Source organism: Amycolatopsis jiangsuensis, from assembly GCF_014204865.1.
Classification (GTDB): domain Bacteria; phylum Actinomycetota; class Actinomycetes; order Mycobacteriales; family Pseudonocardiaceae; genus Amycolatopsis; species Amycolatopsis jiangsuensis.
Genome location: NZ_JACHMG010000001.1, coordinates 1092761 through 1117757, shown reverse-complemented (window position 1 = coordinate 1117757; position 24997 = coordinate 1092761). Strand labels below are relative to the sequence as shown.

At 70.5% G+C, this 24997-nt stretch carries 16 protein-coding genes; 8 read left to right on the top strand and 8 right to left on the bottom strand.

The window, feature by feature from the left end:
• The first annotated feature begins 87 nt into the window (after positions 1-87).
• Positions 88-1074, top strand: a complete 987-nt coding sequence (locus tag BJY18_RS04905; protein ID WP_184778042.1) for an Lrp/AsnC family transcriptional regulator — start codon at positions 88-90, stop codon at positions 1072-1074.
• A 25-nt stretch (positions 1075-1099) separates the two neighbouring features.
• On the opposite strand, the gene BJY18_RS04900 is transcribed toward BJY18_RS04905, so the two are convergent.
• Entirely contained in the window at positions 1100-2107 is a 1008-nt protein-coding gene (locus BJY18_RS04900) for a LacI family DNA-binding transcriptional regulator (RefSeq protein ID WP_184778040.1), read from the bottom strand.
• Between the two features lie 137 nt (positions 2108-2244).
• Here BJY18_RS04900 and BJY18_RS36650 point away from each other — a divergent pair, with 137 nt between their 5' ends.
• A complete protein-coding gene (locus BJY18_RS36650; protein WP_246458769.1) occupies positions 2245-3552 on the top strand; it encodes an MFS transporter in 1308 nt (435 codons plus the stop codon).
• On the top strand, positions 3549-4877 hold the full coding sequence (locus BJY18_RS04895) for an FAD-dependent oxidoreductase (RefSeq protein ID WP_312873743.1): 1329 nt from the start codon (positions 3549-3551) through the stop codon (positions 4875-4877). The genes BJY18_RS36650 and BJY18_RS04895 overlap by 4 nt, the downstream gene beginning before the upstream one ends.
• A gap of 27 nt (positions 4878-4904) precedes the next feature.
• Here the strand turns inward: BJY18_RS04895 and BJY18_RS04890 are convergent, their stop codons facing one another.
• From BJY18_RS04890 to BJY18_RS04865, 6 genes are all read right to left on the bottom strand, one after another.
• A complete protein-coding gene (locus BJY18_RS04890) occupies positions 4905-5072 on the bottom strand; it encodes a hypothetical protein (protein ID WP_184778038.1) in 168 nt (55 codons plus the stop codon).
• Between the two features lie 5 nt (positions 5073-5077).
• Positions 5078-6637, bottom strand: coding sequence for a polyprenol phosphomannose-dependent alpha 1,6 mannosyltransferase MptB (gene mptB / locus BJY18_RS04885; protein ID WP_184778036.1), 1560 nt, complete (start codon positions 6635-6637; stop codon positions 5078-5080).
• Between the two features lie 102 nt (positions 6638-6739).
• The gene (gene nikE, locus BJY18_RS04880; protein WP_184778034.1) at positions 6740-8386 is read right to left on the bottom strand and encodes a nickel ABC transporter ATP-binding protein NikE; all 1647 of its coding nucleotides are present in this window, start codon (positions 8384-8386) and stop codon (positions 6740-6742) included.
• A complete protein-coding gene (locus BJY18_RS04875; protein ID WP_184778032.1) occupies positions 8383-9300 on the bottom strand; it encodes an ABC transporter permease in 918 nt (305 codons plus the stop codon). Before BJY18_RS04875 ends, nikE begins: the two co-directional genes overlap by 4 nt.
• Positions 9297-10325: an ABC transporter permease gene (locus BJY18_RS04870; RefSeq protein WP_184778030.1), complete on the bottom strand. Its 1029-nt coding sequence runs from the start codon at positions 10323-10325 to the stop codon at positions 9297-9299. Before BJY18_RS04870 ends, BJY18_RS04875 begins: the two co-directional genes overlap by 4 nt.
• Positions 10326-10330: 5 nt before the next feature.
• Complete coding sequence (locus BJY18_RS04865) at positions 10331-12133, bottom strand: ABC transporter substrate-binding protein (RefSeq protein ID WP_184784426.1); 1803 nt, start codon at positions 12131-12133, stop codon at positions 10331-10333.
• Positions 12134-12300: 167 nt separating this feature from the next.
• On the opposite strand from BJY18_RS04865, the gene BJY18_RS04860 reads away from it, so the two are divergent.
• Together BJY18_RS04860 and BJY18_RS04855 are read left to right on the top strand one after the other, a co-directional pair.
• Positions 12301-13128, top strand: a complete 828-nt coding sequence (locus tag BJY18_RS04860; RefSeq protein WP_184778028.1) for a M55 family metallopeptidase — start codon at positions 12301-12303, stop codon at positions 13126-13128.
• Positions 13121-14473, top strand: coding sequence for a M20/M25/M40 family metallo-hydrolase (locus tag BJY18_RS04855; RefSeq protein ID WP_184778026.1), 1353 nt, complete (start codon positions 13121-13123; stop codon positions 14471-14473). The genes BJY18_RS04860 and BJY18_RS04855 overlap by 8 nt, the downstream gene beginning before the upstream one ends.
• Before the next feature lie 22 nt (positions 14474-14495).
• Here the strand turns inward: BJY18_RS04855 and BJY18_RS04850 are convergent, their stop codons facing one another.
• Positions 14496-15143: a class I SAM-dependent methyltransferase gene (locus BJY18_RS04850; RefSeq protein ID WP_184778024.1), complete on the bottom strand. Its 648-nt coding sequence runs from the start codon at positions 15141-15143 to the stop codon at positions 14496-14498.
• A 266-nt stretch (positions 15144-15409) separates the two neighbouring features.
• Between BJY18_RS04850 and BJY18_RS04845 the strand changes: the two genes are divergently transcribed.
• From BJY18_RS04845 to BJY18_RS04835, 3 genes are all read left to right on the top strand, one after another.
• Positions 15410-19669 (top strand): GH92 family glycosyl hydrolase, encoded by a 4260-nt coding sequence (locus tag BJY18_RS04845; protein ID WP_184778022.1) that lies wholly within the window; start codon positions 15410-15412, stop codon positions 19667-19669.
• Between the two features lie 103 nt (positions 19670-19772).
• Positions 19773-22895: a GH92 family glycosyl hydrolase gene (locus BJY18_RS04840; protein ID WP_184778020.1), complete on the top strand. Its 3123-nt coding sequence runs from the start codon at positions 19773-19775 to the stop codon at positions 22893-22895.
• The gene (locus tag BJY18_RS04835; protein WP_184784425.1) at positions 22892-24979 is read left to right on the top strand and encodes an FUSC family protein; all 2088 of its coding nucleotides are present in this window, start codon (positions 22892-22894) and stop codon (positions 24977-24979) included. Before BJY18_RS04840 ends, BJY18_RS04835 begins: the two co-directional genes overlap by 4 nt.
• Positions 24980-24997 lie beyond the last annotated feature (18 nt).

Sequence of the window (24997 nt, the reverse complement as noted above, 5' to 3'; positions counted from 1 at the left end):
CTGGAAAGACCGCGACACCGCCACCACATCTGCACGGGATAGTGCGAGAATCTTCCATGAAGGGGCCATTCGACAAGGGATCGTCACGTGAGCCTGGACCAGCTGGACACCGCGATCGTGCACGCGTTGGATGTGGACGGGCGGGCGACGTACGCCCGGATCGGTTCGGTGCTCGGCGTGTCCACCCAAACCGTCGCGCGCCGCTGCCGCCGGCTGCGCGACACGGCCGGGCTGCGCGTGATCGGTCTGCCGGATCCGGAACAGGCCGGGCTGACCCGGTGGCTGCTGCGGATCACCGCCGCTCCCGCGGGCGCGCGGGGACTCGCCGATTCCCTGGTCCGGCGCGGGGACACGCAGTGGGTCAAGCTCGTTTCGGGCGGGACCGAAATCTTCGCCATCGTCAACGCGACCGACGACGGCGATTCGGCCAGGGCGATGTTGCTCCACGACCTTCCGCGCACCGCCAGCGTCCACGCCGTCCGCGCGCACTGCCTGCTGCACAGTTACTTCGGCGGGCCGAGCGCGTGGCGCGGCCGCCGGGACAGCCTGGACGAGGCGCAGCAGGCCGAACTCACCGAGCCACAGCCGCGGATGCCGTTCGCGCAGATCCGTCCGCTCCACGCCGGGGACGGGCCGCTGCTGACCGCGCTCCAGCGCGACGGACGCGCCAGCCACGTCGAACTGGCCCAGGCCACCGGCTGGTCCCAGGCCACGGTCGCGCACCGGCTCGCCGAGCTCCGCAGCGCCGGAAGCATCTACTTCGACCTGGAGATCGACGCCGCCGAATACGGTGTGCGCACCCATGCCATGCTCTGGCTCGCGGTGGAACCGGCACATCTCGACACCGTGGCGCGCGAACTGGCCGAACACCCCGAGGTCGCCTTCGTCGGAGCGATCACCGGGCCCAGCAACCTGATGGTCAACGCGCTCTGCGGCACTCCCGCGGAACTCCACGCCTATCTGGTCACCCGGATCGGGCGTATCGACGGCATCCGCGGTGTGGAGACCACCCCGGTGCTACGCACCCTCAAAGCGTCCAGCCCGATCCCGGACCGCCGGCGATCGCATCCGTGACCTCCTGGCGGTTACCGCGGCGGTTTCAGCGACCAGGCCGGGCGCAGGAGCTGCGGATGTGGAACCGGGTCGGGAGCACGACGTCGGCACCGGCGGTCCGGCCGCCGTCCAGGTGGGTGAACAGCAGCGTGCCGGCCTGTGCGCCGATCTCGTAGGCGGGTTGTTCGATCGCGGTGATCGGCGGGTCGACGAACGGGAACAGGTCGGTGTCGTCGAAGGTGACCAGCGACAGGTCGGCCGGGATCCGCACCCCCCGCTCCCGCACGGCCTGCAACGCGCCGATGGCCAGCACGTTGTTGAACGAGAACACCGCCGTCGGCCGGACGTCCAGGTCCAGCACCTCGCACATCGCGGTGTAGCCGCCGGCCGTTCCGAGGAACCCCTCGCGCACGCACTCCGGGCGTACGACGAGCCCGGCCGCCTGGCAGGCCTCGCGGAAGCCCGCCAGCCGTTGGGTCGCGGTCGGCATCCCGGACGGGCCGGAGATCATCCCCAGGTCGGTGTGTCCCAGGTCGATCAGGTACCGCACGGCCTCGCGGGCCGCGCCGAGACTGTCGGTACGCACCAAGGGAATCTCGCCGAGGTCCGGTGGGCGGCGGTCGACGAAGACGGTCGGGATGCCGTTTCGCACCAGCCGCGCGACCCCCTCCCCCACACCACTGGAGGACAGCAGCGCCACGGCGTCCACCGTGCGCCGCGCGAACGAGGCGAGCACCTGCGCCTCGCGTTCGGAGTCGAAGTCCGAACTGGCGATCAGCACCTGGTAGCCGCGGCGCACCGCCTCGTCTTCCAGGCCGCGGGCGACCTGGGCGGTGAACGGGTTCGCGATGTCGGACACCAGCAGTCCGAGCAGGCCGGTGCGGCCTCGGGACAGGCTGGCGGCCACGCCGTTGCTGACGTAGTCCAGCTCGCGGACCGCGCGCAGCACGCGTTCCGTGCGGTCCGGGCTAACCGGCGTACCGCCGTTGAGCACTCGCGCGACCGTTGCCGTGGAGACGCCGGCGGCCTTGGCCACGTCCCGGATGCTCACCATGCGTTCCTCCTCTGCCGCTGCCGATTATGGCGTCCCGGTGGTTGACAGACCGACCGAGCCCACCGAGACTGCTCGCACGATGTAACCGGTGACATTCCCGGTCTCCCCGTCCCTGTGAACGCACAGCGAGGTGCAGGATGACAGTCGAAGGCAGCGCGACCACCGAGCGCGCGGCCCCGCCCCGGCCCCGGGGGCGCAACGTGCGGTGGGCCGTGATCAGCGCGTTGACGGTGCTGACCATCACGAGCTACCTCGACCGCGGCAACCTTTCGGTGGCCGCGCCGGCGATCCGCGAGGACCTCGGCTTCAGCGCCACCCAGATGGGACTGGTGCTGTCGGCGTTCGTGTGGCCGTACGCGATCATGAACCTGCCCGCGGGCTGGGCGATCGACCGGTTCGGGCCGAAGGTCATCATGACGGTGGCGGCTGCCGTGTGGTCGATCGCCGGGGCCGCCACCGGCCTGGCCCGCAGCGTCGCGTCGTTCCTCGGGTTGCGGGTGCTGCTCGGCGTCGCCGAAGCACCGCTGTTCCCCGGTGCGCTCAAGGCGACCGACCAGTGGTTTCCCGACCACGAGAAGGCGCGGGCGACGAGTGTGTACATCGCGGCCACGCAGGTCGGGCTGGCGATCGCGCCGCCGATCACCACGGCGCTGCTGATCGCGGTGGACTGGGAGCTGATGTTCGTCCTGGTCGGCGCGCTCGGGGTGCTCGGTGTGCTGTGCTGGTGGCTGGCGTACGAGAAGCCGGACCGGCATCGGCGCGTCACCCGCGAGGAACTGGCCTACATCAAGGAGAACCAGCGCAGTGCGGCCGCGGCTTCGTCCGGGGTCGGCAAGCAGTGGGTGCGGCTGTTCCGGTACCCGACGATCTGGGCGATGATCATCGGCGGGTTCTGCCTGCAGTACGTGTTCTGGTTCTACATCACCTGGCTGCCGAGTTATCTGGAGTCGGCCCAGCACTTCTCGATCAGCGCCGCCGGACTGCTGTCCGCGCTCCCCTACGTGGCGGGCGGGGTCGCCGTGGTGATCGGCGGCCGGTTCTCCGACGCGCTCGTGCGACGCGGGATGCGGGCCATGGACGCCCGTCGCCGCACGATCGCCGGCGGCTCGCTGCTGACCGCGTTCGCGCTCGGCGCCACCGCGCTGAGCACCGGGCCCGCGATGGCGGTCACGCTGCTCACGGTCGGGATGTTCACCTACAGCCTCACCACCGCGTCGTACTGGGCGCTGGCTTCCGACGTCGCCGAAACGTCCACAATGGTCGGTTCGATCGGCAGTATCCAGAACTTCGGGGGTTTCCTGGGCGGCGCGTTCGCGCCGATCGCCACCGGCGTCATCGTGGACCGGCTCGGCGGGTTCGTGCCCGCGCTGGTCGTGGCGGCGCTGCTGCTGCTGGTCAGCGTCGTGTCCTACGGGTTCCTCGTGCGGAAAAGGCTGCCGGTGTGAGCGCGGACGTGGTGGTGGTCGGAGGCGGTTCGGCAGGGGTGGCCGCCGCGGTGTCGGCGGCGGAGGAAGGCGCGCGGACCGTGCTGGTGGAGGCTTCCGGGTCGGTCGGCGGAACGCTGGCGTGGCAGTGGCTGGAGCATTCGGCGGGTTTCCACGACGTGCGCGGCGCCCAGGTGACCGGTGGTTTCGGCCAGCGCCTGGTGGATCGGCTGGTGGCTGCCGGCGCCTCGCCAGGGCACGTGCGCGACGACGTCGGCTACACGGCCAGCCGTACGCCGGTCGACCACGCCGCGCTCGCGCTGACCCAGTCGATCCTGCTCGAGGAGGCCGGGGTTTCGGTGTGGCTGCAGTCCACGCCGTGTGAGCTGCGGCGCAGCGGTGCGGACATCGTTTCGCTGGGCGTGCAGACTCCGCAGGGCCGGCGGAGTCTGCCGGCGCCGGTGGTGGTCGACACGACCGGTGACGCCGCGGTGGCCGCGCTGGCGGATGCGCCGATGCAGCCCGACACCGAGGAAACGCAACCGGCGTCGTTGTCGTTCAAGGTCGGCGGGATCGACGTGCCGGCGTTGCTGGCCTACCTGCGGGCGCATCCGGACGAGGTCCGGCCGGGAAGCGTGCTCGCCGAGGACACCGCCGAGCACGTCAACGTCTGGGGCTTGGGGCGGCTGCTCGCCGAGGGCCGTGCCCGTGGACTGCTTTCCCTGCACCGCACCGAATTGCACCTGGCGGCGTGGCCGCGGCGGGGTGAGGCGGTGTTCAACGTGACCCGCACGCCCACCGGTACCGGCGACGGCTGGATGGGCAGCGCGCACGCGCGGCTGGCACGGCAGGTGCTGGAGGTCGTCGGCTGGCTGCAGACGATGGTCCCCGGTTTCTCGCGATGTTTCCTCGCCGCGGTCGCGGACCGGGTCGGGGTGCGGGAGTCCCGGCGGGTACTGGGCGCGTACACGATGACCGGTGCCGATGTGCACGGCGGCGCCGAGTTCCCGGACGTCATCGGCCGCGGCGCGTTCCCGGTCGACGTGCACTCGGCGACCGCGCCGGGACTCTCCCACACCGACGCGGTCGGCACCGGGTACGCGATTCCGTTGCGGGCGTTGCAGGTCCCGGCTGTGCCGAATCTCCTCGTCGCCGGCCGGTGCCTGTCGTCCTCCCACGAGGCCAACGGCAGCCTCCGCATCACCGCGACGTGTTTTGTGACAGGGGAAGCGGCCGGGGTGACTGCCGCGGTGGCCGCGGCCGCCGGTACTCCGGCGGCGCAGGTCGAGGCGGGACAGGTCCAGGCCCGGCTGCGGAAGCGGGCAGCTGTGCTGGACGCGGGGTGATGCCGGACCGGATGCCGGGTCGCCTGCTCAGCGGTGCAGCCGACGTCCGGCGCCGCACCGTTCACCCGGAGTGATCACCTGGCACCGGAGTTCGACCGATTCCGCGTCGGCGCCGTCCGGCTCGCGTTCCCAGGCGAGCAGCGCCGGAAGGTCGGCGACGGTCGTGCGCCGGACCTGGAGTCCGGACGCGGTCATCGGGGTCAGTCGCGGTGCGCGGGGGCCGGTTCGGGGAGGAACTCCTCCTTCGGCTTGCGCCAGGCGGCGATCAGGCCGAGTGGGTCCGGGCGCAGCAGGGACGCGGCCGCGTACAGGCTGACCAGCACGACGACTGCGATGAACCACCAGTCGTAGAGGGCCTGTTCGCCGGTCGGGTAGTAGACCAGGGTCACGAACACCGACACCGCGACCACCGCGGACAGGTGGCGCCGCTGCCACCGGAACGCGGAGATCAGCACGAAGCCCCAGGTCAGGTACCAGGGCAGGGTCGGCGGCATGAGGATCGCGACGGCCAGCAGGGTGATCGCCGCGCGGTACACGGCCTCCTTGCCACCGCCCCGGGCGAGCCACCACTGGCGCACGCCGAACGCGATGAGACCGACCATGGCGATCGCGCGGGCGACCGTGACGAACGGCGACGAGGGCACGTCCGCGACCAGGTGCACGAGGTTGTACACGGCTTCGCCGATGCCGGTCGGGAAGTTGAGCCAGTTCGCGATCAGCTGGGGGGCGCTGAGCCCGGACCACCAGCCGAGGTTCAGCGAGCCGAGTGAGATCCAGGTGCCGGCGACGAACACCGGCAGGAACAGCCCGACCGCGGCGGCACCGGCCTTGAAAAAGTTCCGGGTCTTCGACGGGCCCTTGAGGTCGGCGGCCCACATCCACACCAGGAACGGCAGCGCGACTGCGGCGGTCGGTTTGATCAGCATGCCGACGGTGACCAGCACGACCGCGAGCACGTGCCGCCGCTCCAGCGCGGCGAGCACGCCGATGGCCAGGAAACCGAGCATCATCAGGTCGTTGTGCGGGCCGCCGAAGAGGTGGATCACCATCATCGGGCTGGCGACCGCGACCCACAGCGCGACCGGCAGCTTCCCGCCGAGGCGGGACACCAGCCGCGGCAGTGCCCACAGCGTCATGCCGAGCCCGACCAGCAGCACGACCCTGGTCAGGATCACCCCGGCGATCATGGTGTCCTGGGTGATCGCCACGATGCCCTTGGAGATCAGCAGGAACAGCGGGCCGTACGGGGCCGGCGTGGTCTGCCACAGCGGGTGCACGTTCTGCACCACGTTGGGCAGTACGCCCAGTTCGGCCGGGCCGTTGGCGTACGGGTCGAGCCCGTACAGCAGCTGCGCGCCCTGCCCGAGGTAGGAGAACACGTCGCGGGTGAACAGCGGTGGCGACACCAGCAGCGGCGCCATCCAGCACAGCGCGGCGATCAGGATCGGGCGGGACCCGATGCGCCCGGCCAGCACGTAGCGGCCCAGCCGCACCCAGGCCCACACGACGAGCGCGAAACCGGTGTAGAGCAGGGCGTTGGCCAGCGCGCGGCCGTGCCCGTAGCGGATCCACGACAGCGGCCCGTGGCCGAGCACCGGGTCGCGGATGAGGATGCCGCCGGCGCCGAGTGCCGCGAGCATGAGCAGGGTGCTTCCCACGGTGCCCATCGCGATGGTCCGGTACGGGAAACGCGAGGGCGTGAGGAAGCGCCGGTCGAGGGTGCCCGCGGTCGGCTGCGCGGCGTCGGTGGTGGTGGCCATTTCGATCCAGGAGATTACCGGGTGAAGTCCCGCGTGCCCGCGCGGGCTACCGGGAAAACGGTGTTCGTTCAGGTGTTCGTCCCCGTCGGGGGCAGTGGGGCGCTATCCGGCGGCTCGTTCCGCCGTACCGCCCGGCAGCGCCGCCAGCAGCGATTTCGTGTATTCGTGCCGGGGGTCCAGCAGGACCTGCTCGACGGTACCCGTTTCGACCAGCTCGCCGTGGTACATCACCGCGACACGGTCCGCGATGTTCCAGGCGAGGCCGAGGTCGTGGGTGATCACCAGCGCGGCGAGGCCGAGCCGGCGGCGCAGCCGCAGCAGCAGCGCGAGGATTTCGCCGCGCACTGACGCGTCGAGCGACGCGACCGGTTCGTCGGCCACCAGGACCTCGGGTGCCAGGGCGAGCGCGCCGGCGATGACCACGCGCTGGCGCTGGCCGCCGGACAGCTCGTGCGGCAGCCGGTCGAAGTACTTCTCCGGCGGCCGCAGCTCGGCGGCCTCCAGCGCCTCGAGCACGACGCGGCGTTCGTCGGGGAGACCGTGGATGCGGGGGCCCTCGGCCACGGCCTCGTAGACGGTGTGCGCGGGGTTCAGCGCGCTCGTCGGGTCCTGCAGCACGAGCTGGACCTGCCGCCGGTAGGCACGCAGTTCGGCGCCGCCGGTGGGCACCGGTCGGCCCGCGTAGCGGATCGTGCCGGAGTCCGCTCGTTGCAGCCCGAGCAGGGTGCGGGCGAGGGTGGTCTTGCCGGAGCCGGACTGCCCGACCAGCGCGACGATCTCGTCCTTGCCGACGGCGAGGTCGACCCCGTTGACGGCGTGGATCCGTTTGCCGGTGCGGTCGCGGAAGGAGACGTGCAGGTCTTGCGCGGCCAGCAGCGGTGCCTCGTCCTCCCCCGGGCGGTGCTCGGGTTCGGGTGGCAACGGCGTCGCGGTGGCCGGCGCGAAGCGGGAGACCGGGTCGCCGACGGTCGGGAACGCCGCGGCCAGCGCGCGGCTGTGCTCGTGCCGGGGCGCGGTCATCAGCTCGGCACTGGGGCGTTCCTCGACCACCTCCCCGTCGTACATCACCGCGATGCGAGCGCAGGTGGAGGCGAGCACGGACAGGTCGTGGCTGATCATGACGAGCCCGATGCCGCGTTCGGCGACGAGTTTCGAAAGCACCGACAGCACCTGTGCCTGCACGATGACGTCGAGCGCGGTGGTCGGTTCGTCCGCGATGATCAGCCGTGGCTCGCAGGCCAGCGCCATCGCGATCATCACCCGCTGTTTCTGCCCGCCGGACAGCTCGTGCGGATAGGCGCCGGCCCGGGCGGGTGGCAGGTCGACCTGCGTCAGCAGTTCGGCGACGCGGGCGTTGATCCGGGCTTCGCCGAGCGGGCCGCCCTCGGGCGGGTGCAGCCGCAGCGGTTCGGCGATCTGCTCGCCGACCCGGCGGACCGGGTTGAGCGCGTGCATCGCGCCCTGGAAGACCACCGAGGCCTCCGCCCAGCGCACCGCGCGCAGCCGGCCCCAGCGCATGTGCCGTACGTCCTCGCCGTCCAGCAGGATTTCACCGCTGATCTTCGCGCTGCGCGGCAGCAACCGCAGCACGCTCATCGCGACGGTGGACTTGCCGGAGCCGGACTCCCCCGCCACGCCGAGTGTGTCGCCGGCGTCGAGGCGCAGGTCGACGCCGCGGACCGCGGGTACGTCGCCGGCTCCGGTGCGATAGGTGACGCCGAGGTTCTTCAGCTCGAGCAGCGGGGTCACGAGTGCCGTCCTTTGAGCCGCGGATTCAGTACGGTCTCCAGTCCTCGTCCGACGAGGGTGAAGAACAGCACGACGAGCACGATCGCGATGCCCGGCGGGAGCAGGTTCCACCAGGCGCCGCGGGTGACCGCGCCGTTGTTCAGCGCGGTTTCCAGCATGGCACCCCAGGAGATCGCGTTCGGGTCGCCGACGCCGAGGAAGGACAGGGTGGCGTCGGCGATGACCGAGTTGCCGACGACCAGTGTGGTGTTGGCGAGCACGAGCGGCGCCACGCCGGGCAGCACGTGCCGGCCGATCACGTGCAGGTGCCCGCCGCCGAGCGCGCGGGAGCGTTCGATGTAGGGCCGGCTTTCGATGGTGAGGGTCTGCGCGCGGACCAGCCGTGCGGTGCTGGGCCAAGCGGTGACGCCGATGGCGAGCACGATCGTCCAGATGCCTTGGGGCAGCACCGCGGACAGCGCGATCGCCAGCACCAGCGACGGCAGCACGAGGAAGAAGTCGGTGAACCGCAGCAGGACGGTGGAGACCCAGCCGCCGAAGTGCGCGGCGGTGACGCCGATCAGGGTGCCGATGAACACGCTCAGCACGGTTGCGGAGAACCCGACGAGCAGCGAGATCCGGGTGCCCCACACGGTCATCAGCAGCACCGAGCGGCCGTCGATGTCGGTGCCGAGCCAGAACTGCCCGTCCGGCGGGCTGAGCGGCCGTCCGCTGACCCGGGTGACGTCGAGGCCGCTCTCGTCGCTGATCCACGGCAGCAGCAGCGCGAGCACGACGGTGAGGACCAGCAGGCACAGCCCGGTGAGAGCGGCTTTCTGCGTGGCGAACTCGTGCCAGGTGCGGGCGATCCCGGCACGCCGGCGACGCCAGGCGATGGCCCGGGCGCTCTCGGTGGTGGTCGCGGCGGCGGTCATGCGGTACGCACCCTCGGATCGAGCACGCGGTAGAGCAGTTCCGCGAGCAGGTTCATCAGGACCACGGCGCTCGCCAGCACCACGAACACCCCTTGCAGCACCGGCAGGTCCGGGCCGTGCAGGGCGTCGTAGGTCAGCTGGCCCAGGCCGGGCCAGCTGAACACCGCCTCCACGGTGACCGCGCCGGACACCACCATGCCGAACTGCATGAACACCAGCGTCACGGTGGGCAGCAGCGCGTTCGGCACCGCGTGGCGGCGGCGGACCAGGTCTTCCCGCAGCCCTTTCGCGCGGGCGGTGGTGAGGTAGTCGGCGTTCATCTCGCCCAGCAGGGACGAGCGCATCACCAGCATGTACTGCGCGTAGAAGACCGCGAGCAGCGTCACGCACGGCAGGACCAGATGGTGCAGCACGTCCACGGTCTGCGGGAAGAACCCGGGCGCGGCGTCCGGTGAGTGCATGCCGCGGCTGGGGAACAGGCCGCCGGTGGCGACCAGCAGCAGCAGGCCGAGCCAGAACTGCGGGACCGACCACAGGGTGAGCGCGATGCCGGTCTGGGCGCGGTCGAAGAAGCTGTCGCGCCGCCACGCCGCGCGGATGCCGAGCCACAGCCCGATCGCGATGGCGAGCACGGTGGCGCTGCCGACGAGCAGCACGGTGGGCCACAGCCGTTCGCCGATCATGTCCAGCACCGGGCGCCGTTCGATGTAGGACTCGCCGAAATCGCCCTGGAACAGCCCGGCGAAGTAGTTGCCGAACTGGGCCAGCATCGGCTTGTCCAGGCCGAGCCGCTCCCGCAGCTCGGCGATCTGGCCGGGATCGGTGGGACGTTCCCTGGACATGAACGCGATCGGGTCGCCGGGCAGCAGCCGGAACAGGAAGAACCCGAGCACGATGACCAGCAGGATGCTGGCGATCGCTTCGGCGACCTTGGTGAGCACGAACTTCGCTGTGCCGCTGCCGCCGCCGCGTTCGTCCGGATCGGTGATCGCGGCGGCCTGGTCCGAAGTGAGGGACTGCGTCACGCCCGTTACTCCCGGTCGTCCGCGGGTACCGCGCGCCGTCGGCCGATCGCGATCCCGCCGCCGACGAGCGCGACCGCCACCACGGCGCCGACCACGATCCACACGACGGTGTTCGAGCCGCCGTCGTCGGCCGCGGCCGAGGCATCCGCCGGGACGGCCCCGTACACGCCCCAGTAGCCGGTCTGCTCCAGGATCGCGCCGTCGGGCTGCGGCTGCTTCTGGAACGAGGAGAAGTGGTCGGAGCGGTAGGCCTCGAGCGCGTTGTCGTAGTCGACGACGACGTTGACCGCCTGGCTGTAGAGCCGCGCCTGTGCCTGCTTGACGTAGCCGGCCCGCACCGCCGGGTCGGTTTCGGCGAGCTGCTTGGCGTAGAGCTGGTCGTACTGCGGGTCGCAGAAGAACGTGTCGGTGGTGCCGCCCTTGCCCTGGGCGTTCGGGCGGGCCGCGCAGGTGTGCAGGGCCAGCGCGTAGTCCGGGTCCGGGTTGGTCGCGTAGCCGGAGATCGCCAGGTCGTAGTTGCCCGCGTTGGTGCGGTCGTTGAGTTCCTCGTCGGACACGAGTTCCTGTTTGACCGAGATGCCGATGTCCCGCAGCCACCCGCTGACGTACTGCGCCACGCGCTGGTCGAAGCCGCGGTTGGCGTGCCCGGTCAGCCGCAGTTCGAGCCGGGCGCCGCCGGGGCCGGTACGCAGGCCGTCGCCGCCCTTGCGGTAGCCGGCCTGATCGAGTGCCTGGTTGGCCGCGGCGAGGTCGAACGTGCGGGCTTCGCCGCGGGCGGGATCCCAGTGGTAGTTCCGGTAGATCGGCGGGACCACGCCGCCGCCGAGCTGGCCGTAGCCGCTCATCACCTTGTCCACGATGGTCTGGGAGTCGATGGCGCGGGCGATCGCCTGGCGCATCCGGAGGTCCTTGAGCACCGGGTTGCCGTTTCCGATCGGCTGGTTCTCGTTGTTCTGCACGCCGAAGTTCATGGTGATCTCGTTGTAGCGGCGCCCCGGTGCCTTGTTGGTGGCGATGTCCGGCTGTCCCTCCAGCGCGTCGAACTGGGTCGGGGTGAGCCGGTTGATCACGTCCACCTCGCCCTGTTTGAGGGCGTTCACCGCGGACTCGACGTCCTTGAACACCAGCAGCTGCAGTTCGTCGACCTGGGGCGCACCGCGCCAGTAGTCCTTGTTGGCCTTGAACTTGACGTACTCGTTCTGCTTGTACTCGGTGAGCTGGTAGGGCCCGTCGCCCACGCCGGCGACCGCGACGGTGTCGGTCTTGGGGTCGGTGAGGTCCTTGATCGGCGCCCACACGTGCTCCGGCACGATCGGCACGTCGAGCAGGTCCATGGTGGCCTGCACGGTCTTCGTCTTGATCACCAGCGTGGTGTCGTCCGGTGCGCTGACCGTGTCGAAGTTCGCGACGTAGTTGCCGTTGGCCGTGCGCGCGGTCTCGTCGGTGAGCATCCGGTTGAAGGTGAACGCGGCGTCCTTGGCGGTGACCGGTTTGCCGTCCGACCACTTCGCGTTCCGGCGGATCTTGAACGTCCAGGTCAGCTTGTCCGGCGAGGTCGTCCACGATTCGGCGAGCGCGGGCGCCGCCTCGGCCTTGTCCGCCGAGGGAATCGTCAGGAACTCGTAGACGAACCGGCCGACCTGCGTCGAGGCGGCCAGCGCCGCGGTGAACGGGTTGAGGTGGTCGATGCCGGTGGTGAGCGCCACCCGCAGCACCTTCGGCTGGTTCTGCTGCTGCGCCGCGGCGGTACCGGCCAGCGGCAGGACCGCCAGCGTGGCCGCCACCCCGATCGCGAAAACGCGGCGCATCCCGCGCCGCACGTGCAAGCTCCGCACTACCTGATCACCCCATCGTCAAGCCCTGAGCTCCCCAGGGACGAAAAGTAACCACATACCGCGGCAACCCCGCAATATGTGACCACACCGGTGCGTGTCCGATCGTTATGGACGGACGTAGGATGACTAGAGTGCCCGGCATGCGGATCCTGATCTCGGCCGACATGGAGGGCGCCACCGGGGTCACCTGGACCGACGATGTCGTTCCGGGGACCCCTCAGTGGCAGCGGTTGCGGAAGCTGTTCACCGGCGACGTCAACGCCGCGCTGGCCGGGCTGTTCGCCGCGGGCGCGCAGGACGTGCTGGTGAACGAGGCGCACTCGTCGCAGCGCAACCTGCTGCTCGAAGACCTCGACGCGCGGGCGCGGATGCTCACCGGACGGCACAAGCCACTGTCCATGATGCAGGGTGTCGATTCCGGTGTGGACGGTGTGGTGTTCCTCGGCTACCACGCCGGTGCCGGCTTCGACGGGGTGCTTTCCCACACCTACCTGGAAAACCAGATCACCGGGGTGTGGCTGGACGACGTCCCGGCCAGCGAGGGCCGGCTGAACGCGGCGCTGGCCGCGGAGTACGGCGTGCCGGTGCTGTTGGTCAGCGGGGACGATCGCACCTGTGCCGACGCCCGCGAGTACGCGCCGGAGGCGCAGCTGGTGGAGGTGAAGGAGTGCGTGAGCCGCTACGCGGCGATCTGCCTGCCGCCCGCGCGCACCGCCGAACTGCTGACCAGCGCCGCGCGGGAGTCGATGGACCGGGCCGGGCGGGTCGAACGTGCCCCGGGGCGGCACCGGATCGACGTCGAGTTCGACGCGAGCCATCTGGCGCAGGCCACCGCGGTGATCCCGACGGTCGAGCAGACCGGGGTGCGCCGCGTCGGGTTCGATGCGCCGAGCATGACCGAGGCGATGAAGGCGTTCAAGACGGTCACCGCAATCGCGGCCGGGGCAGTGCAGGGCATCTATGGCTGAGGCTGCCACGCCCGGCTCCCCCGGCCCCCTCGACTCGCCCGTCTCGCCGGTCGACGTCGTCGATCTCTGCGCGGACCTGATCCGGTTCGACACCACCAATCACGGCGGCGGAAAGTCCGAAGGGGAGCGTCCGGCAGCCGAGTACGTGGCCGAATTCCTCGGCGCCCACGGGGTTTCCGCGCGGATCCTGGAGGCAGCGCCCGGCCGGTCCTCTGTGGTCGCCCGGATTCCGGGGACGGATCCGGCGTTGCCCGCGTTGCTGGTGCAGGGGCATCTGGACGTGGTGCCCGCGGATGCGGCGGACTGGTCGGTGCCGCCGTTCTCCGGAGAGGTACGCGACGGGTTCCTGTGGGGCCGCGGCGCGGTGGACATGAAAGATTTCTGCGCGATGGTGCTCGCCGCGGTGGCCGGCGGGCTGCGGCCGCGCCGTGATCTCGTGCTGGCGTTCGTCGCGGACGAGGAGGACCGCGGCGATTACGGCGCGCATTGGCTGGTGGAGCGGCATCCGGAGTTGTTCGAGGGCTGTGTGGCGTCGATCAGCGAATCCGGCGGGTACTCCTACCACGTGCCCGCCGCCGACGGCAGGACCGTGCGGCTCTACCCGGTCGGCACCGCCGAACGCGGCACCGCGCATCTGCGGCTGACCGCCCGCGGCCGGGCCGGACACGGTTCCCGGCCCAACGACGAGAACGCGGTCATCCGCCTGGTCGGCGCGCTGCACCGGATTTCCGCGCACCGCTGGCCGGTGCGGCTGACCCCGACCGTGCGGGCGTTTCTGGAACGCACCGGCGCCGCACTCGGCGTGCCGGTGGACCTGTCCTCGGGCGAGGCGGTGGACGCCTCGGTGGCCCGGCTCGGCGCGGCCGGGTCGCTGGTGCTGCCGACGGTGCGCAACAGCACCACGCCGACCATGCTCGAAGCCGGCTACAAGGTGAACGTGATTCCCTCGACGGCAACCGCTGAGGTCGACGTGCGGGTGCTGCCCGGCGCCGAAGACGAGCTGTTCGAGGTGCTGGACGCGCTGCTGGGCGAGGGCGTGACGCGGGAGTTCGTCGCGCACCAGTCACCGGTGCAGGCGCCGGTGGACTCCCCGTGGTTCGACGCGATGGCGGCCGCGCTGGTCGCGGAGGACCCGGTGGCGGTCGTGGTGCCGTACTGCATGGGCGGCGGCACGGACGCGAAGGCGTTCACCAAGCTGGGCATGGCCTGCTACGGCTTCGCCCCGCTCGCGCTGCCCGAAGGCTTCCCGTACCGCGCGATGGCACACGGGGTGGACGAACGCGTGCCGGTGGAAGGGCTGCGGTTCGGGCTGCGGGTGCTGAAGCGGTTCCTGGAATCCTGCTGAGCCTGCGCACTCCCGGGTCGGTTCAGCCGTTCCGGGTCAGTTCCGCCCACCAGAACCGGCCGTCGCGGACGCGGTCCAGTGAGTCGAGGACGAGGCCGTCGCGGGCGAAGGATTCGACTTCGCCGCGGTCGAGCGGCCACGGTGGCCCGTCGGGCAGGTCGACGGCTTCGGCGGCGGTCGAGCCGAGCAGGAGCCTGCCACCGGGGGCGACGAAGCCGGCCACCGAGGTGATCGCCTCCTCGCGGACGGCTCGCGGCATCGACTGCACCGTGAGGTACTCCAGGACCAGGTCGAACGCGTGGTGGTACTCCGGGGGCGGATCGAGCAGGTCGGCGGTGCGGTAGGAGACGGCGGTGTCCGGGAACCGGTTCAGCACGGCTTTGATCGCACTGGGTGAGACGTCGAACGCGGACGTGGTGTACCCGGACGCGGCCAGCAGCTCCGCGTCGTAGCCCATCCCGCAGCCGACGACGAGCGCGCTGCGGCCCTCGCCCGGCCGTCCGGCCACCCACCGGGCCAGCTCGGGTGCCGCCTCGGTGCGGTTCCACGGCAGCACCGCGTCCCCGCTCTCGACATCGGCGTACAACGGTTCGAACCATCCGGTGGGGTCACCGGCGGCGAGTGCCTGCCCGGCCCGCACGCGGGCGGCCTCGTCGGGATCGTGCGACATGCGTTCCGTTATACCTGTGTGCGTGGCGCTTCAGCCGCCGCTCCGGGAAAACTTCCCGGCCGGGGTTTTCGGCACGGTTTCGCATCGATTCTTCCCGGCACCACCCGGGTGCAGTAGCCGTGGGCGTCCGGGGTTGTCCGTTTCGAGCCAGGATCCCCGGCCGGTCTTGACATCGATGTCACACCCGGGTTTCGCTTCCGGGGCCCCGCCGCCGGAATCGCCGTGCGCGGGCGCGCGCCCTGTCGCCCGACGAACTGGGAGCAACGATGCCCCGAAGTGCCAGATCCCTGCCCGCCGTGCTGGCCGCGGCGGTGGTGGCGGCGGGCCTGGCCGCCCTTCCCGCGGCCGCCCCGGCCACGGCGGAGGAGGCCGCGCCACCGGACTTCACCTCCTCGTTCGAGCCGGGTGAGCCGCAGCCCGCGCAGGACACCGTCGACACCGACGCCGCCGGGAAACCCCGTGCCGCGGGCGTCACCGGTGCCACCGTTGTCAGCGCGAGCAGCGAGAACACCGACGCCGGCGAGGTCGCGGCGAACCTGATCGACGGCAAGCCCGCGACGAAGTGGCTTTCGCACGATCCGGCCGCCTGGGCGCAGGTCACGCTGACCGCGCCGAGCACCATCACGCACTACGCGATCACCTCGGCCAACGACTTCGCCGGCCGCGATCCGCAGGACTGGACCCTGCAGGGCAGCGCCGACGGCGTGCAGTGGACCGAGCTGGACAAGCAGACCGGCCAGTCGTTCCCCGATCGGTTGCAGCGCAAGGACTACCAGCTCGACGGCGCGAGCCCGGCCTACCGGTTCTACCGGCTGGACGTGACCCGCAACCACGGTGACGACGCACTGCAGCTTTCGGAGCTGGAGCTGGGCGGCACGACGCCGCCGCCGGTGCCGGCCATGCGCAGCTTCGTCGACGCCGGCCCGGCCGGCGGTTACACGAACAAGAACGGTGTCGGGTTCACCGGCAAGGAGGCGTTCCGCTACGCGGGCACCCAGGCCGCCGGGCACGGGTACTCCTACAACAAGCTGTTCGACGTGGACATCCCGGTCACCTCGACAACCGAAATGTCCTACAAGGTGCAGCCGCAGTTCATCACCGGCGATCTGAAGTATCCGAGCACGAACGTGGCGCTCGACCTGGACTTCACCGACGGGACGCACCTGCGTGACCTGAAGGCCACCGATCAGTACGGCTTCGGCCTGAGCCCGGACGGCCAGGGCGCGAGCAAGGTGCTCTACGCCAACCAGTGGAACCTGGTGCGCTCGGCGATCGGGCAGGTCGCGGCGGGCAAGACCATTTCCCGGATCGTGCTCGGCTACGACAATCCGAGCGGGCCGGCCTCGTTCACCGGCTGGCTGGACGACGTGAAGGTCTCCGCCACGACGACCCCGCCGGCCAGCACCCGGCCCAGCGACAACGTGCTGACCACCCGCGGCACGCTCGCCAACGGCAGCTTCTCGCGGGGCAACAACTTCCCGGCGACCGCGGTGCCGCACGGGTTCAACTTCTGGACCCCGGTGACCGACGCCAAGGCGGACAACTGGCTCTACAACTACCATTCGCAGAACAACGCGGACAATCTGCCGTCGCTGCAGGCGTTCAGCGTCAGTCACGAGCCGAGCCCGTGGATGGGTGACCGGCAGAGCTTCCAGGTGATGCCCTCGGCCGCGGCCGGGGTTCCGGACGCGAACCGGGACAAGCGGGCGCTGCCGTTCACGCACGCCGACGAGGTCGCGCGGGCGCACTACTACGGTGTGACGTTCCAGAACGGCATCAAGACCGAGATCGCGCCGGCCGACCACGCGGCGATGATGCGGTTCTCCTTCCCAGGCACCGATTCCAGCCTGATCTTCGACAACGTGAACAACTCCGGCGGGCTCACCCTCGACCCGGAGCACGCCGCGTTGAGCGGCTATTCCGACGCGAAGAGCGGCCTGTCCGCGGGGGCCGGGCGGATGTTCGTCTACGCCACCTTCGACAAGCCGGTGAGCACCGGCGGCAAGCTGACCGGGCAGGGCCGTGACAACGTCACCGGCTATCTGCGGTTCGACGCCGGCGCGGACAAGACTGTGTCGATGCGGATCGCGACCTCGCTGATCAGCGTGGACCAGGCGAAGAAGAACCTTGAACAGGAGATCGCTCCGGACACCAAGTTCGACACGGTGCGGGACGCGGCTCAGCAGGCCTGGGACAAGCAACTCGGCGTGGTCGAGGTGGAGGGCGCGTCGAAGGACCAGACCGAGACCCTGTACTCCAACCTGTACCGGCTGTTCCTGTACCCGAACCAGGGTGCCGAGAACGTCGGCACCACGCAGGCGCCGAAGTACCGGTACGCGAGCCCGGTGGCGGCCAAGACCGGCCAGGACACCCCGACCCGGACCGGATCGAAGCTCGTCGACGGCCAGATCTACGTGAACAACGGGTTCTGGGACACCTACCGCACGACCTGGCCGGCGTATTCGCTGCTCACGCCGGACATGGCGGGCAAGATGGTGGACGGGTTCACCCAGCAGTACCGCGACGGCGGGTGGATCGCACGCTGGTCCTCCCCCGGCTACGCCGACCTGATGACCGGCACCAGTTCGGATGTCGCGTTCGCCGACGCCTACCTCAAGGGCGTGTCGAACTTCGACGTGCAGTCGGCCTACGACGCGGCGTTGAAGAACGCGACGGTGACGCCGCCGAACTCGGCGGTCGGCCGCAAGGGCCTGGACCAGTCGGTTTTCCTCGGGTACACGCCGAATTCGACCGGTGAAGGGTTCTCCTGGGCGATCGAGGGCTATGTGAACGACTTCGGCATCGCGAACATGTCGAAGAAGCTCTACGACCAGGCGTCCGCGAACGATCCGCGCAAGGCGGAGTACCTGGAGAACTACCACTACTTCACCAGCCGTGCGCAGCAGTACGTGAACCTGTTCGACCAGAGCACCGGGTTCTTCCAGGGCAAGGACGCGAACGGGAAGTTCACCAAGACCGCCGATCAGTACGATCCGCGGGTGTGGGGCGGGGACTACACCGAGACCGACGGCTGGAACATGGCCTTCACCGTGCCGCAGGACGGGCAGGGGCTGGCAAACCTCTACGGCGGCAAGGAAAAGCTGGGCGCGAAGCTGGACCAGTTCTTCGCCGACCAGGAGACCGCCACCTTCCCGGGCAGCTACAACGGCGTGATCCACGAGATGCGGGAGGCGCGGGACGTGCGGATGGGCCAGTACGGCCATTCCAACCAGCCCTCGCACCACATCCTCTACATGTACGACTACGCGGGTCAGCCCTCGAAGACCCAGGCGAAGGTCCGGGAGGCGCTGTCGCGGCTCTACACCGGCAGCGAGCTCGGGCAGGGGTACGCCGGTGACGAGGACAACGGCGAGATGTCCGCGTGGTACGTGTTCTCCGCGCTGGGCTTCTATCCGCTGCAGATGGGCAGCCCGGACTACGCGGTCGGGTCGCCGCTGTTCACCAAGGCGACCGTGCACCTGCCCGGCGGTGACCTGGTGATCAACGCGCCGAAGAACTCGGCGAAGAACGTCTACGTGCAGGGTTTGAAGGTCAACGGCAAGACCTGGATGTCGACGTCGCTGCCGCAGGACGTGCTCGCGCACGGGGCCACGCTGGACTTCGACATGGGCCCGACCCCGTCGAAGTGGGGTACCGGACCGGACGACGCGCCGAAGTCGATCACCACCGGTGACGCGGTGCCCACGCCGCTGCACGACGAGACCGGCGGCGACCGCGGCACACTGTCCACTTCGGATGGTTCGGATGCCAAGGCGTTGCTGGACAACACCTCCCGCACCCAGGCGAAGGTGACCGGCGCGGTGCAGTACCGGCTGAAGTCCACGGACGAGGCGGTCACGCACTACACGCTGACCTCCGGCACCGGTGCCGGGGACCCGAAGAGCTGGGTGCTCAAGGGTTCCTACGACGGGAAGAACTGGGCGGTGGCCGATCAGCAGGCCGACCAGAAGTTCTCGTGGCGGCAGCAGACCAGGGCGTTCGCGGTGCAGAATCCGGCGCACTACGCCTACTACCGGCTCGAGGTCACCGGCAGCACCGGCGGGACTCCGTCGCTGGCCGAGTTCGAGCTGCTGGGCCGGCCGGACGCGTCGTGCACGAAGACGCTCACCGGCACGCAGAAGGGTCCGCTGACCGTGTCGAGCGGGGTGGTGTGCCTCAACGGTGGCACTGTCTCCGGCCCGGTCACGGTGGCTCGCGGGGCGTCGCTGGTGGTCCGCGGCGGAGCGATCAACGGTCCGGTCACCGCGACCGGTGCGGCGCAGGTCGTGCTGAACCGGACGAAGGTGTCCGGTCCGCTGTCGATCACCGGCACGACCGGGCCGACGTCGATCGAGCTGGCCGACGTCGCGGGGCCGGTCACGCTGAGCGGCAACCAGGGCCCGGTGATCACCAGCAGCACCATCGGCGGCCCGCTGGCCTGCACCGGCAACTCCCCCGCCCCGACCGATCATTCCCTCGCCAATACCGTCCGCGGCCCGTCCGCCGGACAGTGCGCGAGGTTCTGACCGGCGCGTGACCCTCGTGAGTGGCTACGCCGGTGAGAACCGGCGTAGCCACTCACGAGGCAGCTTGCGGGTGGTGCGGTGTGGAAGCCATTACCGTGGGGAGGTGACCAGCACCGGGTTCTTCTCCTCGTTCGAAGCGGGCGATCCGCAGCCGGTCACTTCCGGGGTGCAGGTGGACAGCGGGCCGCGGCGGTCGCCGACCGCGAAGGCCGGGGTCGGGTTCACCGGGTTGCGGGCGCTGCGGTACTCGGCTGGGCCGCGGACCGTGCTGTTCGAGGTGGACGTTGCGGTGACCGCCCACAGTGCACTGTCGTACGTGGTCTTTCCGGACTCCGACGGCGCGGTGCCCAGCTACCGCAGTACGTACGTGACTCTCGATGCCGAGTTCGACGACGGCAGCCGTGCCGGGTTCACCGCCGCCGCGCAAGGGGCGGCGAAGACCCTCTACGTGGATCAGTGGAACCTCGTGCGCCACCATCTCGGCGCGTACGCGGGACGACGGGTGCGGCGCATCGTCCTGCTGGTCGAGCCGCCCGGCGAGGGCGAGGTGACCGGCTGGCTGGACGACGTCCGTCTCGCCGAGCACAGGACCGTGCCGAAGGATCCGGTCGACCACGTGCGCACGACCCGCGGCACGCATTCCAGCGGCGAATTCTCCCGCGGCAACACCTTCCCCGCCACCGCGGTCCCGCACGGCTTCAACTTCTGGACCCCGGTCACCGACGCCCGCGCCCTGAACTGGTTCTACTCCTACCACCGGCACAACGACGCCCGGAACGAACCGCGGGTGCAGGCACTCGGCCTCAGCCACCAGCCGAGCCCGTGGATGGGCGACCGGCACACCTTCCACCTCATGCCGGGCACCGGACCGGTCGAACCGGACCGCGGCCGCCGCGCGCTCGCGTTCTCCCATGAGGACGAGATCGACCGTCCGTACCACTACGGTGTGCGGTTCCGCTGCGGCGTCACCGCGGACCTCGCCCCCGCCGACCACGCCGCGCTGGTCCGCTTCACCTATCCCGGAAGCCGCGGATGGGTCCTGTTCGACAACGTCCGCAACCGCGGTGGCCTGCGAGTGCACGCGGACACCGGCGTGCTCACCGGCCACACCTGGGTCCGCAGCAGACTGTCGACCGGCGCCCGCCGGATGTTCCTCTACGCCGAGGCCGACCAGCGTCCCACCGGCGGCGGCCGGATCCGCCGCGGCGTCACCGGGTACCTGGAGTTCGCCGAACGAGAGGTCACCCTCCGGATCGCGACGTCACTGATCAGCCTCGCCCAGGCGAAACGTAACCTCGAGCTGGAGATCCCCGCCGGCACCACGTTCGAGCAGGTCCGCGACCTCGCCCGTGCGCAGTGGCAGCGCCTGCTCGGCCGGATCGAACTCGAAGGCGCGTCCGACGACGAACTGACCACCTTCTACTCCTGCCTCTACCGTCTGTTCCTCTACCCGAACCGTGCACACGAGAACACCCCGCGCGGCATCCGCCACGCCAGCCCGGTCGTACGCAGCTTTCGGCCCAGCACACGTCGCCGTACGGGCGCGAAGACCATCGACGGTGAGCTGTACGTCAACAACGGCTTCTGGGACACCTACCGCACCACTTGGCCCGCCTACGCGCTCTTCGCCCCGCAGCAGTGCGGCCGCATGATCGACGGCTTCGTACAGCAGTACCGCGAAGGCGGCTGGATCGCGCGCTGGTCTTCCCCCGGCTACGCCGACCTCATGACCGGCACCAGCTCCGACGCTGCCTTCGCCGACGCCTACCTCAAAGGCGTCACGAACTTCGATGTCGAAGCCGCCTACGACGCCGCACTCAAAAACGCGACCGTCGCGCCACCCTGGCCCGGCGTCGGACGCAAAGGCCTCGACCGCTCCGCCTTCCTCGGCTACACCCCCACGTCTGTCCGAGAAGGACTCTCCTGGGCCCTCGAAGGCTGCCTGAACGACTTCGCACTGGCCAACCTGTCGGACGCCCTCGCCCGGCAAAGCAGCGGGGCCCGTGCACGCCGGTACGCCGACAACGCCGTCTACCTCCGCCACCGCGCCCAGCACTACGTGCATCACTTCGACCCGCGCATCGGCTTCTTCCAAGGCCGCACCCCCGCGGGCGGCCGGCACTACCCCGCCGACGGGTACGACCCGGAAGCCTGGGGCGACGACTTCGTCGAGACCAACGCGTGGAACACCGCCTTCTCCGCACCACACGACGGACCGGGTCTCGCCGCCCTGCACGGCGGCACCCGCGGCCTCGAGGCGAAGCTGGACGAGTTCTTCCGGATTCCCGAGACCGGACACGGCGGGCGGATCCACGAAATGACCGAGGCTCGCGACGTGCGCATGGGCCAGTACGGGCACTCCAACCAGCCCTCACACCACATCCCGTTCGTCTACGCCTTCGCCGGGGCGCCGGCGAAACTCCAGCGCACCGTCCGCGAAGTACTCCGCCGCCTCTACCTGGGCAGCGAACTCGGCCAGGGCTATCCGGGGGATGAGGACAACGGCGAGATGTCGGCCTGGTATGTCTTCACCGCCCTCGGTCTCTACCCGCTGACCGTGGGCAGCCCGAGCTACGTGGCGTGCGCACCACTGTTCCGCACTGCCACCGTGCACCTCGACAACGGGAAGGACCTGGTGATCCGAGCACCCCGCGCCGGCACCGCCGACGGCACCGACACGCCCTACGTGCACGGCCTCACCGTCGACGGCGAACCACATCCCTCGGCGACCCTCACCCACGCCGTACTCACCCGCGGCGCGGTGCTGGACTTCGACGTCCGCGCCGAACCCGGCACCTGGGGCACCGAACCCGTCAATCCCGCACCACCCGCGCCACTCACCGACCTCACCGGCACCGCGCACAGCCCCGACGGCCCGGCCCACGCGCTCACCGACGACACCAGCCGCACCCAAGCCACCTTCCACACGCGCACACCGGTCCTCGAGTTCACCGTGGACGGACCACCACGCGAGGTCGTGCTGTACACACTCACCTCCGGCACCCGCCGCGGCGACCCCCGGGCATGGACGCTGGAAGGCTCCGACGACCGCCACCACTGGCACGTCCTCGACGAACGCTTCGGCGAACTGTTCCGCTGGCGCCGCCACACCCGCCCGTTCACCCTCGCCGCACCCGCCGCCCACCGGCACTACCGGCTGCGCATCACCGCGTCGAGCGGACGCACGGCCGTCACCCTCGCCCAGTGGGAGCTGCTCGCCCGATGATCGCCGACCTGCGCAACGCCTTCCTCGACCGGCTGGCGGCAGCCGACCCCGGCCTCGTCCGGCTCCGCCTGGCCGCCTCCGCCGTCCTCGGCATCGCGATCGCCATCGGCGCGCTGTCCCCGCTGCACTTTCCGCTCACCACCTCACTCGTCGCCGCCATCGCGGCGATGATGAGCGCCTTCACCGTCAACGACGCCACCGGCGGCGGCCAGGCCCTCACCCTCTGCCTCGCCGCCGTCGTCGGCGCCGCCACCATCACCGCCGCCGGTCTCGGCGCCGCCTATCCGCCGCTCGACACCGTCATCTTCGTCCTGCTCATCTTCGTCGCGGTCTACCTGCAGCGGTTCGGGCCACGCGGGATCGCGCTGGGCTCGATGACGTTCTTCCTGTTCTTCTTCCCGATGTTCCTGCAAGCCCGCCTGTCCCACGTGCCGCAGCTGATCATCGCGCTGCTGTTCGGGCTCGCCGCCAACGCCGTCGTCCGGTTCGTCCTCCTGCGCCGCAACGCCGAAAGCGAACTCGTCCGCATCCGCCGCGCCTTCCGCGCCCGCGTCGCGGCCGCCGTCCGTGCCACCGAAACCACCATCGCCGGCGGCACCAGCGACCGCAACGACCGCCAGATCCGCACCGCACTGGCCCGCCTCCACGAAGCGGTCCTGCTGATCGAGGACAACGCCCCCGACGTCGTGGACGCGGGCGAAGCCGACCAGCTCCGCCGCCGCGCCATCGAGGTCGAGCTCGCCGTCAGCTGGCTCACCATCACCGCACGCCGCACCGCCTCCCAGCCCCTGCCGCCCGACGTCGCAGGCGACCTCGTCGCCCGCCTCGCCCGCTTCCGCTCCCTGATGGAACGCGACCCCCGCGAACTCCCGCTGATCAGCCAGACCGGCGAGTACAGCCGGCTGCTGGTCGAAGGCAGCCGCATCGACGACCGCGCCCGCCCCGGCGACGGCCTCCGCCGCGCGCTCGCCGAACTCGCCGTCGCCGACGACCGCGCCCAGCGCATCGCGAGCCGCGCCTCCACAGTGGACCTGCCCGACGAGGACGAGGACCGCGAACCGACCAAAGCGTTCGCCTACGACAACCAGACCCGCAGCGCCATCCAGGCCGTACTCGGCGGCGGGCTCGCCGTGCTCGCCGGCCAGTTCGTCTCCCCGCAGCGCTGGTACTGGGCGGTCCTCACCGTCTTCGTCGTGTTCGTCGGCACCTCCAGCACCGGCGCCCGCTTCGTCAAAGGCGTTCGCCGCACCGGCGGCACCCTGCTCGGCATCGTCGGCGGCGTCGCACTCGCCCTGCTCGTCAGCGGCAACACCCCCGCCATCCTGGCGCTGATCGCGGTCTGCGTATTCGGGATGGTCTACACCTCCCGCGTCTCGCAGTTCCTCATGGCCTTCTTCATCACCAGCATGCTCGGGCTGCTCTACAGCCTGCTCGGCACGTTCAGCATCGAGGTGCTCTGGATCCGCGTCGCGGAAACCGCCATCGGCGCCGCCTGCGGACTGCTCGCCGCGATGGTCGTGGTCCCCGTGCGCACCCGCTCGGTGATGCTCGACGACGTCGCCGCCGCGCTCGACGAACTGCACGAGTTCCTCGCCTCGGCCGCGGATCTCATGTCCGGCCGCGAGAACCTCAACATCATCGAGATGTCCCGCGACCTCGACCGCGCGGTCGAACAGGTCCGCACCACCATCGAACCCCTCACCCACCCGATCAACCTGCGCAGCGCCCGCCGCGACTACGGCTGGCACGTGCTCACCACCCTCGAAGGCATCGCCTTCCGCGCCCGGCACGTCGCCGCCCGCGCCCAGCCCGGCCAGCTCACCGGCCCGGTCGCCGAACGCCTCGACCAGTTCACCGGTCGCATCGTCGCCAACGTCGACCGCATCCACGAAGCCGTCAGCCACCCGGGAAGCACCCGCGACCGCGCCCTCGTCCGCGACGACGGCACCCCGGTCTCCGACCGGATCGACGAAGCCGAGACCCGCGCCGTCCTCTCCAGCCTCAGCCACCTCGACGAAGGCCTGATCGCCCTCGGCCGCGTCTTCGGCGTCGACGCGGTCGACCCGGCACCCGCGCGAGAGTGACTGGACGCACCCGGACGG